This window comes from Aeromonas sp. R9-2, from assembly GCF_040908025.1.
GTDB classification, from domain to species: domain Bacteria; phylum Pseudomonadota; class Gammaproteobacteria; order Enterobacterales; family Aeromonadaceae; genus Aeromonas; species Aeromonas veronii.
This window is the reverse complement of the sequence record NZ_JBFOCX010000025.1, coordinates 250,885-265,532: the sequence shown is the minus strand read 5'-3', so window position 1 is coordinate 265,532 and position 14,648 is coordinate 250,885. Positions and strand designations below refer to the sequence as shown.

Genomic DNA, 14,648 nt, shown 5'->3' with positions numbered 1-14,648 from the left:
CATGTCCAACAGCTGGGAGGGTACGGGGGAGTGCCCTCTGGGGGCGCATTTAACACCAAGGCCAAGGCCGGTGCAATCCTTGTGCAGGATTGCACCGGCCAGGGGCGCAGGCCAAGGGATCAGGCAGGCGTGGCGCCCGCCTCCTGTTCGCTTGGCAGGGTGAGGCGCGCCGAGTCGGGCAGGGCATCATCCTGCGGCCAATTCGAGCGGATGGCATCTGTGGTGCTCTCCACCACCGCATCATCCTTGAACACCGGCTCGCGGTAGCAGCGGGTCAGGCGAAGCGCCTGATACATATCGGGGCAGAGGATGATCCCCTCATCGCCCACCCGCACACCCGCCTGCTTTAGCCAGTGGGTCATCTGGCCGTGGCGACCCGCCATCACCATATGGATGCCGCGCCGTTTCAGATCTTTGTGCAGCTCCCCCACCATGCTCATCACGCTGATGTCCTGATGGGTGAAGCAGGCGACCGCATCGATCACCAGACACTTGGGGGCTCGGGGATCCTGTACCAGCAGGGCCAGCACCCGCCGTTTGAAATAGGGGGCATTGAAGTAGGTGAGCGGCGAGTTGAAGCGATAGACCAGAATACCCGGGATCGCCTTGGCCTGTTCGTTGTCCCCCAGGGTGCGCACCACCCCCTCGTCATCCATGCCAAGCAGCTGGTCGGTGGGGCGCATCACATTGCGCAGGAACTGGAACAGCCCCAGCAACACGGCAAGGGTGATCCCCGGGATCACTCCCATGGTGAGCACGCTGATAAAGGTGATCAGCGCCAGCCAAAAGGCGGAGCGATCGGAGTTACGCAGCGCCCACAGTCCGCGAAAGTCGGTGAGCGAGAGTGAGGCCATTACCAGCACCACCCCGAGGGCGGCGGTCGGGATGTATTTGAGCGGCGCCGTCAGATAGAAGGTGATAAGGGCGATCACCGCCGCAGCGATGATGGAGACCAACTGGCTCTTGCCGCCGTTGGCGTCGTTGACCGCGGTGCGTGAATCCGCGCCGCTGATGGCGAAACCCTGTGAGACCGCGGAGGCGAGGTTGGCCATGCCAAGGGCCCGAAACTCCTTGTCTGCGTCGATTTCGTAACCGTTTTTGGCGGCAAAGCTGCGAGCGGTCAGCATCATGGAGACGAAGCTCACCATGGCCAGGTTAAGGGCAGGCAGCACCAGCTCCCGCATCAGGCCGGGGGGAAATTCAGGCATCTGGAAGGCGGGCAGGCCGGAACCCACCGTCCCCAGAGTGGCGATATCAAACTGGCCGAGATTAAAGCCCCACACCAGCGCAGCGGTCACCACCATGGCCACCATGGAGGAGGGCCATGCTGGCCGGAAGCGCTTGGCCAGCAGCAGGGTGAGCAGGGCTACCAGACTCATGGCCAGGGTCGGCAGATGGGTCTGGGTGATATAGGTGGCCCCGCTGGCGATCCGCTCGATGAGGTAACGTTCGCTAAAGGTGAAGCCGAAGATCTTGGAGAGCTGGCCCACCATGATGGTGATGGCCACACCATTGAGCAGCCCCATCAGGATGGGGCGGGAGAGAAAGTCCGCCAGCACTCCCAGCTTGAAGCGGCTGGCAATCAGGCACCAGAAGCCGGTCATGGCGGTCATGGTCATTACCAGTTGCCAGTGACGGGTTGGGTCGCCTGCGGCCAGCGGCGTTACAACGGCGGCGATGACCGCACAGGTGGCGGCATCAGGGCCGACAATCAGCTGGCGGGAGGTGCCAAACAGGGCGTAGACCAGCATGGGCAGGATGCAGGAGTAGAGACCGACGATGGCACCCACCCCGGCAAGCTCGGCATAGGCGATGGCGACGGGCAGCGCCACTGCCGCCACCGAGAGTCCGGCGCGAAGATCTGGCATCAACCAGGCGCGCTGGTAATGCAGCAAGGCGGCGAGGCCCGGTAGCCAGCGTTCGAGAGAGAAGAAGTCGCGCATTATTTAACCCATTGAGTTACAACCAGCTTTTCCCCTAGTGTGCCCAAGGTTATCGAAAGATTGCAATCAGGTTATGGCCAGTTTACCTGAAGGTCAGGCCAGATAGCCTGCCAGCGTTTCTCCTTGATGCGCTGGGTAAAAATCTGTTTGTCCTGACGACATCTGGGGTTGGCACTCACTTGCAGCGACCAGTTGATGGCAAAGCCGTAGGGGGCAAGCCACTCGAACTCGCCATCTCGGGTGAGGCGTACGCCGATGCAGGTGGGCACCTCGACCCAGTGGCTGAGCGCCTCAAGGCTGCTGGCAAACGGCGCTACCAGCTGCCGCGTGTGCATGCGAGCCTGATTGCGCACTTCCCACTGCAGATCCGGCAGCCGCTTTGACAGCCAGGCTTCATGCGCCGTCTCGGCCAGCCCTTGCGGATCGGTTTTGTCGAGATAGATAAGGTCGATATCGTTGAGTGGGGTGGGCTCCGCCTTGTGGTGAAGGTGATCCCAGATGAGGTTGCGGATAAAGCCTGCTCCCAGCGCCCAGTCGGGCAGATTGAGCTCGGCCGCGGCTTGCAGGCAGGCCATCCGCTGCGGATCGGCCCGCAGCAGGGCTTCTGTTTTGGCTTGGAATTGCTGTTCGCGGGCGGAGTTCAGAGGTTCAGTTGTTGGCATTGCGGCGTAACCAGACATCAATGTAGCGGCAGCTCGGCACTATAGTGAGCCCCTCCGCCTGAGTCCAGTTGAAGAAAGCGCGCGCCAGCTGATCGGCAATCCCCTGCACCCGCAGCTCGGGGGGCACGAAGGTGCTGTAGGCGTCGATGGTCTTGGCATCGAGCCGCCGGTAGCGCAGTCTCGACTCTTTCCCCTCCACCATACAGATGAACTGCTGCTGGTTGGCCTGATGGATGATGTCGCTCATGGTGGGCACCTCTGGCGTAAAGTTGGGTCTCTCGGCACAACATAACTGTTAGCCAAGGTATAGAACAGATAGTGGATGATGTATCGATTGTTATCAGGATTATTGAGCCAGCTCTTGCTCTCTGACTTTTATCTTGGCACGAATCGATGTGGCGATAATCAGCAAGTTCGGAAGAGGTAAAAATGGACACGGTAATGCTGAAAGTTACCCGGAAGGTGTTGGCTCAAAGTCAGAACAGCCCGGATCAGCGGCAGATTGCGATTTCTGATGCATCCAACCCTGAACTCAAGGCTCAGTTTGAAACAGCAGGTAAAAATAGAAAAATTCGGCTGTTGTTGGCCAGGAGAATCTCATTGTGGATGGGGGATACGGGGGCTATTTGGTATAGCCACAACCGAGCGAGCAAAAAGAACCAAGATGATTTTGATCAACTCTTTTCATTGTTGGCGCACCATCCTGATGCGCCATTCCAGTTTATTTGTGAGGTTGTAGCCGATTAGCCACTAGACCCAGGCTCGCTCCAGCAGGGTGAGTAACTGCTCACGGTCGGCGTCCTTGCGATTGAACAGCAGGGCACCGTCGTTGACCGCCAGATCGCGGATCTCGGTCAGTAGCGAGCGATCGCTTACCCCAGCCTCGCTCATGGTGCGCGGCAGCTTGACCGCTTGCCACAGGGTGTCGCGCAGGGTGCGAATCGCTGTGATGGTCGCCTCCGCCCGCTGATGGGCCGGGGTGGCAGCAAAGCGCTCTGCCCCCACCAGCGGCAACAGCAGCCGGGCCAACTCGCTATCCACCTCGGGGCGGTTGTAGTCGAGCACGGTCGGCAAAAAGAGGTTCATGCACAGCCCGTGTGGCAGATGGCAGCGGGCTCCGAGACTGTGGCCGAGGGCGTGCACCAGCCCCACCATGGAGTTGGAAAAAGCCATGCCAGCCAGCGTGGAGCCTTCCGCCAGTTGCAGCCGCAGCTGTTTGTTTTGCGGGTCGTGGATGATTTGCGGCAGGGCGCTGGCGATCTTCTCCACTGCCATCAGGGCCAGCGCATCGCTCACCGGGTTCTTGGCGGTACCGATAAAGGCCTCGATGGCGTGGGTCATGGCGTCCATGGCGGTAGCAGCGGTGATATTGAGGGGCAGCCCCTGGGTCAGGCGCGGGTCGAGCACCGCCAGCTGGGGCAGCAGGAAGGGGGAGGTGAAGGGCACCTTGCGCCCGCTCGCCTCATCCTTGATCACTGCAACCAATGTCACTTCTGATCCTGTGCCCGCCGTGGTGGGCACCACCGCCAGCGGCTTGAGGGGACGGGTAAGGCAACCGGCGCCCGAGTAGTCGAGCAGATGATCCCCCCCCATGGAAGTGAGAATATTGACTGCCTTGGCGGTGTCGATGACCGAGCCGCCCCCCAGCGCCACCAGACTGTCGCAGTCGAGCTCGCGATAGCGTTTGGCGATCCGCTCCACCACGGCGGTGGAAGAGTCGGCCGGGATCTCGTCCCAGATGGCGGCGACCGGCAGCTCCCCCTCGGCCAGCACATTGGCCAGCAGGGTGGCAAGGCCGGTGGCATTGACCCCCTTGTCGGTCAGCAGCAGCGGGCGAAGGGCCCCGAGGCTGGCCAGCTCGCTGGCCAGCTGCTCCAGCGCCTGTTCACCGGCCAGCAGTTTGACCGGGCAGAAAAAATCGTAATAGCGGCTCATTTCAAGGCTCCTTGCGCGTTAGCCGGTCACCAGACCCAGATAGATGTTGCAGGCCCGGCCAAGCTTGTTGGTCGGGGCGGGATAGTGGCGCAGCAGCGGTCGCGCGATAAAGGCGGGCAGGATCAGGGACTGCAACTGCTCAAGCCCCCGCACCAGATGCATGGCAACGGTCAGATCTCCCTCCACCAGCAGCCGGTTTTCGCCAAATGCCTGATTGACCCCGAGCCGAAAACTCAGGGCGCGAAAGGCTATATTGGGATGCTTGAAGCGCACCCGTAGCGGATGGATGGTGGCATGAGGGGCGGCCGGCGCGCCGGGATACCAGCGGCCACCCTGCTTGTGCATGTTCATGGCGTAGCCGATGCCGCCCACTTCGAGGCGGATTGCCAACCCGTCCGGCAATGGCGCCAATTCGCGGCGTACCGCCTCATCGGTACGGGCGGCGCGGCAGAGGGTGCGACCTACCACCCAGAGCAGAGTGGTGATCCAGAGGCGGCGGCCAAGGGCTGCCACAGGTTCAAACATCCGTGTTTGCATGGGGATTGGCTCCTGAGATGGCTGACCAGAAGAGGGCGAACGCACTGGCTTGCCAGTAGTCGTCCTCTCCCAGCTCCGGTTGATCGACAAACAGTGATGCGCAGGCGAGGAACTGGCCCTGACACACCTCCAGCAACAGTGGCGCGGGAGCCTGCATCAGCTCGCCGCTGGCCTGCCCCTTTGCCAGCAGGGCAGGCAGAAAGCGCAGGGCATCGTTCAGGATCTGGCTGCGGGCCGGTCTGGCCAGCAGCGGAGAGTGAAAGAAGCCCAGCACGAATTTGAGCTCATTGGGATGCGCGAGCATCCACCCCATCGCCAGCTGCCAGTAGTGGCGGGTCTGGTCGTACAGCGACAGGGTGGGATCTGCTTCATGGATGGCGCTCCCCATCCGGGTTTTCACATCCTGATAGAGGGCGAGGATCAGCGCCTCCTTGCTCGGAAAGTGGTGGAACAGGGTGCCGTTGGCCACCCCGGCCGCCTTGGCGATGCGGGCGGTGGCGGCCCCCTGCAGACCATCTTCGGCGCAGAGGGCGAGGGCGGCATCCAGGATCTGGCGGCGCTTGTCGGTCATGGTTTGTGGCTGCGGGATAGCCTGGTTCATGGTCATCTCCATCAGCGCAGGAAGAAGGCCATCATCAGCTTCTGGATCCAGCTGTGGTAGGGGGGATGGATCAGGGAGCCGGTGGTGAACTTGCCGCGGGTCAGCACGGTTTTTGCCTTGGAGAAGGTGAGGAACCCCTCGTGGCCGTGGTAGTGGCCCATGCCGGAGGCGCCGATGCCGCCAAACGGCACATCGTCGGCCGCCACCTGAAACAGGCTCTCGTTGATCGCCATGCCGCCGGAGTGGGTCTCCCGGGTCACCCGCGCCTGCAGCTCGGGGTCGAAGCTCATCAGATAGAGGGCCAGCGGGCGGGGCCGCTCGGCCACATAGGCGAGTGCCTCCTCCAGGGTGTCGTAGGGGATGAGCGGCAGTAGCGGCCCGAAGATCTCCTGCTGCATCACCTGACACTGACCCGGCACCCCGGTCAGCAGGTGGGGCACCAGCAGGCGACGCTGATCGTCGCGGGCCGGGCTGCCACAGGGGTGGAGCTGGGCACCCGCCTGCTCGGCTTCATCCAGCCAGCTGACGAGACGTTGATACTGGCGGTCGTTGATGATAGCGCCGTAGTCGGCGCTATTGAGCCCCTGCGGGTAGAGCTTGCTGAAGTGGCGGCGATAGGCGGCGATAAAGTTATCCACCTCGCTGCGGGGCAGCAGCACATAGTCGGGGGCGACGCAGATCTGCCCGGCGTTGAGGCTCTTGCCGAAGATCATCCGCTCGACCGCGGTGGCGACCGGCATGTCGGGGGCGATGAGACAGGGGCTCTTGCCACCCAGCTCAAGGGTGAGGGGAGTGAGCTGGGGCGCGGCGGCGGCCATCACCAGCTTGCCCACCATGGTGGAGCCGGTAAAGAGCAGGTGATCGAACGGCAGTGAGCTGAACGCCGCCGCCATCTGGGCATCTCCCTCGATGATGGCGATCTCGTTTTCGTCAAACACGCTGGTGAGCATGGTGCGCAGCACGGCGTTGGTATGAGGGGTGAACTCGGAGAGCTTCAGCATCGCCCGGTTGCCCGCCGCGATGGCGGTGATGAGGGGGCCAAGGCTCAGCATCACCGGAAAGTTCCACGGCACGATAATGCCGACCACCCCGAGCGGCTGGAAGTGCACCTCCACTTTGGCGGGGGCCAGCAGCAGGCCGGTGTGACGGCGGTGGGGCTGCATCCAGCGTTTGAGCCGCTTCTGGGTGTAGTTGATCTGCATGATGCAGGGCAGCACATCGGCGATCAGGCTGTCGTAGTGGCTGCGCTGACCATAATCTGCCGCCAGCGCCTTGCACAGCTGTCCCTTGTGGGCGAGCAACGCCTGTTTGAGTTTGGTCAGCTGCGCCCGGCGCTCGGCCAGGGTAGGCATGGGGTGAGCCAGACTCGCCCGCTTGAGCCGCGCCAGCTGATCCGGCAGGGACATCTTGATGGCAAGGATATCCTCAGGAGTGTGTTGAAGCTGCGCCGCACCCATGTTGTTCTCCGCATGAAAAATGACCGACTGATTAGTCGGTCTAAATCTAGCTGTTTGTTACCGGAATGTAAAGCTGGCAAGCTGTCTGCCGTTCACCATGAGCCGGACGCAAGAGAGAACTGTGTGTCTCCCCACACTTTTGTGGTTTGCTCGTTGGTGACTTATCTAATAAGGGGTAGTTTTTGGCTATTAACCTACACGGAGAGAGCACTATGACCAGGGAACTGAACAGCTTGTTGGCCCGGCTTGAAGATGTGGTTGAGCGGATGCCGGATTGCTTCAACACCTACGAATTCGCCCAGAAGCTGGCACTGCAATATCAGCCGGAATTCTTTGCCGCGGGCCACTCTCTGGCCGAGCACGAGGGCAAGGTACTGCGGGTGCTGCACCAGAAGATCGCCGAAGCGCTGGCGGGCAGCGAGATGGTGATTGAAGGGGCTCTGCTCCCCTGCGTCACCCCCTGGGGGGAGAAGGCGACCTCACCGCGTTGGCACCGCAAGCACTGAGGATCCGGTCAGGCAGATCACTGCCAGATAGCAGATAACGAACAACGATAAAGGGCGCGGCGCTGGCAACAGGGCCGCGTTTTTTATGCTAATTGTCGCCAGCAGCGCCCCCGCTGCCGGGAGCAAAGGCCCGCTCTGTGATCCCATGCCGGGATATGGGGCCGTCAGCCGGGTAGACTCTCCCTTTTGTCGCAGGGTTTGTCACCGTAGGAATTTCTCATGACCCATAAAATCATTCTGGATACCGACCCGGGTATCGACGATGCCATGGCCATCCTGTTTGCCGAGGCCCACCCCGCCATCGAGCTGCTCGCCATCACCACTGTTTTTGGTAACGCCACCATCGACAATGGCACCCGCAATGCCCTCTGGCTCAAGCAGAAGTACGGCATGAAGGCGGATGTGGCCAAAGGTGCTGCCGCCCCGCTGCTGCGCGAGCCGGTTGGCCCCACCACCATAGTCCACGGCCCGAGCGGCTTTGGCGATATGGAGGCGGGGGAGGTGACTATCGCTCCGGATCCTCGCCCCGCTTGGCAATATATTGTCGAGGCGGTGAAAGCCGCGCCGGGGGAGATCACCATAGTCACTATCGGCCCGCTGACCAATCTGGCGCTGGCGCTACAACAGGCGCCCGAGATCGTCTCGCTGGTGAAACAGGTGGTAGTGATGGGCGGCGCCTTTGGCGTCAACGGCCATCGTGGCAACGTGACCCCCTATGCCGAGGCCAATATTCACGATGATCCCGATGCCGCCGACCGGGTCTTTACCGCCGATTGGCCTGTGGTGATCATCGGGCTGGACGTGACCCAGCAGAGCTTCTTCAGCAGCGCCTATCTTGATGAGCTCAAGGACAAGGCGGGAGAGCCGGGCCGTTTCCTGTGGGATGTGAGCCGCTTCTATCTGCGCTTCTACTCCGAGAAACTGGGGCTCTCCGGTTGCCACGTCCACGATCCGTCCGCCATCGCCTATGTGATTGATCCGACCCTATTTACCCTGCGCGAGGGGCCGGTACGGGTTATCACCAGCGGTCCGGCCATCGGCCACACCCTGCAAAAGTTCGATGGCAAGCGCCACTCCCACGATGACTGGGCAGCCTATCGTCCGCAGCAGGTCGGGGTGGCGGTGCGTGATGAGGCGCTGCTCGCTCTCTATCGCGAGACGCTGGTGGGTTGGGGCAAGGATTGCTGAACAAAGGGGCGCTATAGCGCTGAGGCGGGGGCTGTGATCGGCGCCAAACAATCGGGGCGCATGGCCGCTTATACTGCCTGATATCAAGAGCTTGGGAGGGATGAAGATGGCCTGGATTTCCTTGATCGTAGCGATTGCGCTGATCTGGTGGTTGATGAAGCTGGGGCGTGGCGCCCTGTTCGAGATCCGCCTTGCTCCCGGCAAGGTGGTGGTCAAGCAGGGCAAGGTCTCACCCGCTTTTATTGACCATGCCAAACAGATCCTGCGCCACGATACGGTACGCGGTCGCATTGTGGGGCAGCGCGATGGCGATGGTGTGAAGTTGATCTTCTCCCGCTCTATCCCCGAGCCGGTGGCACAGCGGTTTCGCAATATCTTCCCCTATGGCGATTACCGCCAGCCAACGGCGCCACTGCCGGGGCCAAAATCCCGCAAGGGATAAGCACCGGAACGTGGTTAATCAATAGCAAACGGGCCTCCAGTGGAGGCCCGTTTTTTATGGCACTGGGCCAAGAGAGGGCTGACAGCCCTTACTCCTTGCCGTGCAGCTCGCGCTGGGCCTTGACCGCCGCTGCCTTGACGGCGGTGCCTTGATTGCCCCAGGAAGCGCGCAGGGTGTTGACCAGCTCGGCCACCTGTTCGTCGTTGAGAGCCCAGCCATAACCCGGCATATGGTAGCCGATATGCCCCTGCGTAATGGGCGTCTCGGCACCGTGTAGCAGCACGTTGATCAGGCTCGACGGATCGCTCGCCAGCACGGTGCGGTTGTTCACCAGCGAGGGAATGACGTGGTCATTGCCCTGGCCGTTGACCCCGTGACAGGTGGAGCAGTACATGGCGTAGTCCGCCTTGCCGCTGGCACTGGCATAGGCACGGGCCCCTTTCTCCGCGACCGGCTCATCTTTCAGATCGGTGAGATAGGTGGCGATGCTGGCCAGATCGGCGTCGCTGAAATACTGGCTGCTGTGAGTGATCACTTCCCCCATGGGGCCAGCGACCGCTTCATGTTGGCTGCGGCCGGTTTTCAGCAGATCGATCAGCGCCTGCTTGCTGTAACGGCTGCCGCGAATGTCGGGGGCATACCAGCCATCCAGCGCCGCCCCGCTTAGGTAGACAGGGTCCGCCTCAGTCAGCGCTTTCTCCTGCATGCCAAGCCCGCGCGGAGTGTGGCAACTGCCGCAGTGACCGGCACCCTGCACCAGATAGGCGCCACGGTTCCACTCTTCGCTCTTGCCTGCGACCGGGGTGAAGCGGCTGTCGTCGTGGTAGATCCAGTTCCATCCCATCAGCGGCCAGCGCATGTTGAGCGGCCAGGGGATGTCGCTCTCTTTGTTGGCGATGGCCAGCGGTTGCACCTCCTTCATCAGGTAGTTATAGAGATCTTCGAGATCCTTATCGCTCATCTTGGCGTAGGCGGTGTAGGGCATGGCCGGATAGAGGTGATGGCCGTCGCGGGCCACCCCTTCACGCATCACCTTGATGAACTCCGGCAGGCTGTAGTTGCCGATACCGTGGGTCTTGTCGGGGGTGATGTTGGTGGCAAATACGGTGCCGATAGGGGTCGGGAATCCTTTGCCGCCTGCCAGCGGCTTGCTGGTCTCGCTGGTGTGACAGGCGGCGCAATCGCCGAGCTTGGCCACGTATTCCCCCGCCGACATGGCGGGGGCTGCGTTGGCGGCAAGGGCGGGCAGAGCCAGCAGCAGGGCGCTGGCGGTCAGTGACAGGGCGCGGCTCATTGGGCACCTCCCTTGCTCATGGCTACCAGCTCGTTGACGGCGCGCCACGCTTCGTCGATGGCGGCGTGGGCGTAGGGGCTCCAGCCTGCATCCGAGTTGGCGATGGTGATGTTGCCGATCGGCTGGCGACCCAGTTCAATCCATTTTTCGCACTGCGCTTCGTCATCAAACAGGGTGTTGGTGACATAGGAGTAACCGTGAGACCAGCGGTTGACCGTGATGGCGAGGATATCCTGCTCATGGTTGAAACCGGCGCTGCCGAGCATTCCCTGCAGTTGCTCGCGGATCATCTGCTCGTGCTGCTCGAATGGCATGCCGAGGATCATGGCGCGCCCCTTGCGGGACTGCTCGCGTGCCGACAGGCCGCTGCCCGGCAGGGTCGGTACATAGACCATGTGCAGGCACATGGGCTGATCCGGGTTTTTGGGATGCTCATAACCACCGAGGTTGACCGGATAGTCGAGTTTGACCCGACTGTAGGGGGCTGCGGGGGAGTAGACCTCGTGCACCCCCAGCTTGACGAATGCTTGCCAGTTCTTGATCACCACCTTGGTGTAGACCAGCGGCGCCTTGACGTTCTGGCGCAGAGCCTCCTTCTGGGGCTCCGGCATCTCGGGCACCATATAGGGGATCATCATGTTGTAGCCCGCCATGATCGACTGCTTGGCCCGTACCCGATGCAGCTTGCCCTCTTTGATGTAGGTGACATCCACCGCCAGCTTGCCATCGGCGAGGCGCACGTTTTTAGCCTGTAGCGCCGTGCTGCCAAGACGCAACCGTACCTTGTGCTCGGGCAGGTCGAGTTTGCTGTAGTCAAACTTGGCCAGTACCACATCCTGCATGGTGTGACCCGGCGCCACCTGCGGAATGAGCTTGCGTACCATCAGGCGGGTGAGACCGGCGTTGCCATCGGGGAAGTGGAAGATGTAGGGATCGTCCAGCTCCGCCTGCTCCTCGGCATCAAGCGGCGTCAGATTGAGGCCGTCGAAACCCGGCAAGGCGCACAGACGCGCATCGGCGCAGGCGGTGGCGTCGATGCCGACCGCCTGGAAATCGTTGGTGCGCTGCTGGAAGTAGGTGATTGCCCGCTCGCTGAGACCCACTTTATCGCGCAGGAAGGTGGTGTAGCTGTTGCGAGTCACCCACTCGTCCTGCTGCTCGCGGGTCATGCCGCTCAGGTAGTCGATCTTCGATTCGTGCAGGGCCAACAGGGCGGCCTTGTCGGCATCATCGAGGGGGAAGTCACCGATAAATTCTGCCAGCGGCCGGCCGTTCAGGCGATCGCGCGGGATATCGTCCGCCACGTTGTGGCCCGGATCCCCGTTCACTATCTTGTTGACGCCAAAGTGCTTCTCGTCGAAATAGACGCCGCGGCTGAGCCCCAGATCCGGATAGAAGGTCTGCTGGAAACCGGCGGCCAGCTCGTCGATGTTGACCTCCAGCGCCTTGAGCAGCCCCAGCGCCACCGGGCTGTAGACCGAACGCGGTGATTGCAGGGACTCACTGCCGCCGTAACCCAGACGCAGGCCATCGGGGGTGGTGAACTCGTTGCGCTTGGCGTGGCCGCCAAAGTCGTCGTGGTTGTCGAGTAGCAGGATCTTTTTATCCGCGCCGAGCAGTTGCTGGTAGAAGCAGGCGGCGGCCAAGCCGCTGATCCCGGCGCCGACGATCACCAGATCGTACTCCCCCTCGAGGGGAATATTGGCAAAGTCATACTGCTTGCCGTCACGGGCGATGCTGTGGGCCGGTTCGAAAGAGCCCGGGTGGTTGCCGCGCAGGCCGGTGAGGGCGGGCGGGTAGGCCAGGGTTTTATCCGCCAGAGTGCTGCCGCCTTCGGCAGCCTTGAGCAGATTGATGGGAGCGACGCCTGCCGCAATGGTGATGGCAACGCCGTTGAGAAAATCTCTGCGTGTAATACTCATGGCTATCCCTGTGTTAGGAGAAGTAATGAATAAGTGGATTCATTATGGGAGGGAGACACAGATCCTGTTCAGGATTGGGCGCCGAATCTACCGCTATCCTCACGCTGAGTCCATACGATTGCTAATGGATTATTAAGCACCATTTTCCTGCTTGTGACGAGAGTGATGCGCTGATGGGGGTGATTTGCCCTGTTGCAGGGCAAATTATCTCTCGGCTCGGTCGGTCAATGATTGCCGCAGCTGATTAGTTTGGGAGGCGTTCGGGCATCATTGTCGACTCGGGGGGGATGATCGCGCTAAGCTCTTAACTACTTGTTTTATCGACTCTCTTTTTTATTCATAGGCATAAAGGCCACTCAGGAGGCGCAATGAACTGGTATATCTCGGTCCTCAAGCAATATGCGGTATTCAGCGGACGGGCCCGTCGCACCGAATACTGGATGTTCGTGCTGTGCAACGTCATCGTCATGCTGCTGCTCGGCATGGTGGACAAGCTGATCGGCGGCGACAATGAGCTGATCAGCTCCATCTATTCGCTGGCTGTGCTGCTGCCCTCGCTGGCGGTAGCGGCTCGTCGTCTGCACGATACCGACCGCAGCGCTTGGTGGCTGCTGCTCGGGCTTATCCCCATTATCGGCACCCTGGTGCTTATCTACTTTATGGTTTGCAACGGTCAGCAGGGGCCAAACCGCTTCGGTGATGATCCCAAAGCGGCCCCCTCGCAGGGCTTTATCGTCAGCTAACGGGCGCGGCTTGGCCAATCATCGGCCAATAAAAAGAGAGGGAGGCATCACGCCTCCCTCTCTTTTTCGTGTTGATGGTCGATCAACGCTCGATCAGCGGGGCAGATCGGTAGCTCCACATGCCGTAGGTGCGCAGGGCGTCGCGGTAGATGCCGAGCAGCTCGCTCTCGCTCGGGGTGGCCAGCTCCTCGAGGGGCTTGTCAGGGTAGCTGACGCTCGCCACCTTGAGGTTGGCCGGGCCAATCTGGTCGCAGGCGATTTCCAGCACAGTCTGGCCGCGGCGTACATGGCTGGCGGAGCTTACCAGCACCGCATAGTCAATCTGGTGGCGGGCGAGGGCATAGGCGCTGTAGAGGGCGTTATCCACCGTGCTGGTGGCGTAGTTCTCTTCAATCAGGCGGCTGCGGTCGATGCCATGGTTGGCCAGCCAGTCGGCCATCAGCTTGCCCTCGGTCTGGCGGTTCTGGGGCACGCCGCCGGTCAGGATGAGCAGCGCTTCCGGGTCGGCTTTGGCCAGATCAAGGGTGGTTTGCAGACGGCCCAGCAGGATCTTGTCCATGCTGCCGTCGGGATTGAGGGCGTAGCCCAGGGTGACGATGGCGCGTTTGCCCTCCCTGCTGGCCTTGACCTGATCCTCGGTCAGTTCGGTCTGCAGCGGGGCGGCGGTGATCCGCTGCACCCGGGCGATGATCTCCTCCAGATCGGCGGCGCGGCCGCCGTTGCGATCCGCCACTTTCGCCAGATAGCTGCGGGAAGCCTCCTTGTTACCCTTCACCAGCTGCCAGATGGCGAGATAGCTGTTGATGTCGAGATCATCGGGGGCGACGGCCTGCGCCTGCTCCAGCAAGGTGATGGCGCGGCTCAGGTTGCCGTTGTAGATCTGGGCGTTGGCCGCCGAGATGAGCAGGTCGGTGCGGTAGGGTTCCAGCTGGTAGGCGGCCAACAGCCGCTCGGTCACCAGCTCCATATTGCTCGGCATCTTGGCGGTAAAACCGGCGTGGGAGATCTTGGCTGGCGACTTGTAGATCTGCAGCGCTTCGCCGAGCAACATGTCCACCGCCTGGCGTTTGTTGACCTGGGTATTGAGGTCGTGCTCCATTTGCATCGAGCTCTCGGCCGCTTGCAGGGCGAGGGGCGAGAGCGCCAGCAGGCCGCCGAGGGTGAGGGCAAGAAGGGTCTGTTTCATCAAAAGGTCCTCTGTCGGGCTGAATCGCGCCGTGGCGCAGCGGCTTGTGGGCCGATGGGATAAGGCAAATGTGCGTCAATTCAGTCTGTTAGTGCCAAAGAGAGGCAATATACCAGTTAACGGTACGGCAAACTGTGAGTCGGGGCGGGTCGTCGGGCGATGCCACACTAGTGGCCGCAAAAATGGCCGCAACGGGTCAGCTGCCATCTGAAAAGGGCAGGGGGAGCGTAAC

The 14,648-nt window shown here is 61.6% G+C and carries 15 protein-coding genes; 5 read left to right on the top strand and 10 right to left on the bottom strand.

Translation table 11 applies throughout. The annotated features are described in order from the left end of the window. Positions 1–119: 119 nt before the first annotated feature. From AB5Y71_RS13560 to AB5Y71_RS13550, 3 genes are all read right to left on the bottom strand, one after another. Positions 120–1,943: a SulP family inorganic anion transporter gene (locus tag AB5Y71_RS13560; protein ID WP_368171793.1), complete on the bottom strand. Its 1,824-nt coding sequence runs from the start codon at positions 1,941–1,943 to the stop codon at positions 120–122. Between the two features lie 71 nt (positions 1,944–2,014). After that, positions 2,015–2,605, bottom strand: coding sequence for a nucleotidyltransferase family protein (locus AB5Y71_RS13555; protein WP_368171792.1), 591 nt, complete (start codon positions 2,603–2,605; stop codon positions 2,015–2,017). Continuing rightward, a complete protein-coding gene (locus AB5Y71_RS13550) occupies positions 2,592–2,852 on the bottom strand; it encodes a GNAT family N-acetyltransferase (RefSeq protein WP_005337747.1) in 261 nt (86 codons plus the stop codon). Before AB5Y71_RS13550 ends, AB5Y71_RS13555 begins: the two co-directional genes overlap by 14 nt. Positions 2,853–3,046: 194 nt before the next feature. Here AB5Y71_RS13550 and AB5Y71_RS13545 point away from each other — a divergent pair, with 194 nt between their 5' ends. After that, positions 3,047–3,352 carry a hypothetical protein gene (locus AB5Y71_RS13545; protein WP_139428389.1) on the top strand — a complete coding sequence of 102 codons (306 nt, stop codon included), beginning with the start codon at positions 3,047–3,049 and terminating at the stop codon, positions 3,350–3,352. A gap of 3 nt (positions 3,353–3,355) precedes the next feature. On the opposite strand, the gene AB5Y71_RS13540 is transcribed toward AB5Y71_RS13545, so the two are convergent. Genes AB5Y71_RS13540 through AB5Y71_RS13525 form a run of 4 tightly spaced genes read right to left on the bottom strand, consistent with a single transcriptional unit; the run spans position 3,356 to position 7,135 of the window. Next, positions 3,356–4,540 carry an iron-containing alcohol dehydrogenase gene (locus tag AB5Y71_RS13540; RefSeq protein ID WP_368171791.1) on the bottom strand — a complete coding sequence of 395 codons (1,185 nt, stop codon included), beginning with the start codon at positions 4,538–4,540 and terminating at the stop codon, positions 3,356–3,358. 18 nt (positions 4,541–4,558) lie between these two features. Then, complete coding sequence (locus AB5Y71_RS13535; RefSeq protein ID WP_368171790.1) at positions 4,559–5,077, bottom strand: hypothetical protein; 519 nt, start codon at positions 5,075–5,077, stop codon at positions 4,559–4,561. Beyond that, on the bottom strand, positions 5,058–5,678 hold the full coding sequence (locus tag AB5Y71_RS13530; protein ID WP_123174134.1) for a TetR/AcrR family transcriptional regulator: 621 nt from the start codon (positions 5,676–5,678) through the stop codon (positions 5,058–5,060). Before AB5Y71_RS13530 ends, AB5Y71_RS13535 begins: the two co-directional genes overlap by 20 nt. 11 nt (positions 5,679–5,689) lie before the next feature. Continuing rightward, the gene (locus AB5Y71_RS13525; protein ID WP_368171789.1) at positions 5,690–7,135 is read right to left on the bottom strand and encodes a coniferyl aldehyde dehydrogenase; all 1,446 of its coding nucleotides are present in this window, start codon (positions 7,133–7,135) and stop codon (positions 5,690–5,692) included. A 212-nt stretch (positions 7,136–7,347) separates the two neighbouring features. Between AB5Y71_RS13525 and AB5Y71_RS13520 the strand changes: the two genes are divergently transcribed. From AB5Y71_RS13520 to AB5Y71_RS13510, 3 genes are all read left to right on the top strand, one after another. Next, complete coding sequence (locus tag AB5Y71_RS13520) at positions 7,348–7,641, top strand: hypothetical protein (protein WP_005353197.1); 294 nt, start codon at positions 7,348–7,350, stop codon at positions 7,639–7,641. 219 nt (positions 7,642–7,860) lie between these two features. Continuing rightward, a complete protein-coding gene (locus AB5Y71_RS13515; RefSeq protein ID WP_368171788.1) occupies positions 7,861–8,829 on the top strand; it encodes a nucleoside hydrolase in 969 nt (322 codons plus the stop codon). 106 nt (positions 8,830–8,935) lie between these two features. After that, on the top strand, positions 8,936–9,271 hold the full coding sequence (locus AB5Y71_RS13510; RefSeq protein WP_005347215.1) for a DUF3634 family protein: 336 nt from the start codon (positions 8,936–8,938) through the stop codon (positions 9,269–9,271). An 88-nt stretch (positions 9,272–9,359) separates the two neighbouring features. Here the strand turns inward: AB5Y71_RS13510 and AB5Y71_RS13505 are convergent, their stop codons facing one another. Together AB5Y71_RS13505 and AB5Y71_RS13500 are read right to left on the bottom strand one after the other, a co-directional pair. Beyond that, entirely contained in the window at positions 9,360–10,565 is a 1,206-nt protein-coding gene (locus AB5Y71_RS13505; protein WP_368171787.1) for a cytochrome c, read from the bottom strand. Further along, positions 10,562–12,487, bottom strand: coding sequence for an NAD(P)-binding protein (locus tag AB5Y71_RS13500; RefSeq protein ID WP_368171786.1), 1,926 nt, complete (start codon positions 12,485–12,487; stop codon positions 10,562–10,564). The genes AB5Y71_RS13505 and AB5Y71_RS13500 overlap by 4 nt, the downstream gene beginning before the upstream one ends. Positions 12,488–12,855: 368 nt before the next feature. On the opposite strand from AB5Y71_RS13500, the gene AB5Y71_RS13495 reads away from it, so the two are divergent. Further along, positions 12,856–13,230, top strand: a complete 375-nt coding sequence (locus tag AB5Y71_RS13495; protein WP_005337730.1) for a DUF805 domain-containing protein — start codon at positions 12,856–12,858, stop codon at positions 13,228–13,230. Between the two features lie 82 nt (positions 13,231–13,312). Here AB5Y71_RS13495 and AB5Y71_RS13490 read toward each other — a convergent pair whose 3' ends face one another. Then, entirely contained in the window at positions 13,313–14,416 is a 1,104-nt protein-coding gene (locus AB5Y71_RS13490; protein ID WP_368171785.1) for an ElyC/SanA/YdcF family protein, read from the bottom strand. Positions 14,417–14,648: the final 232 nt, after the last annotated feature.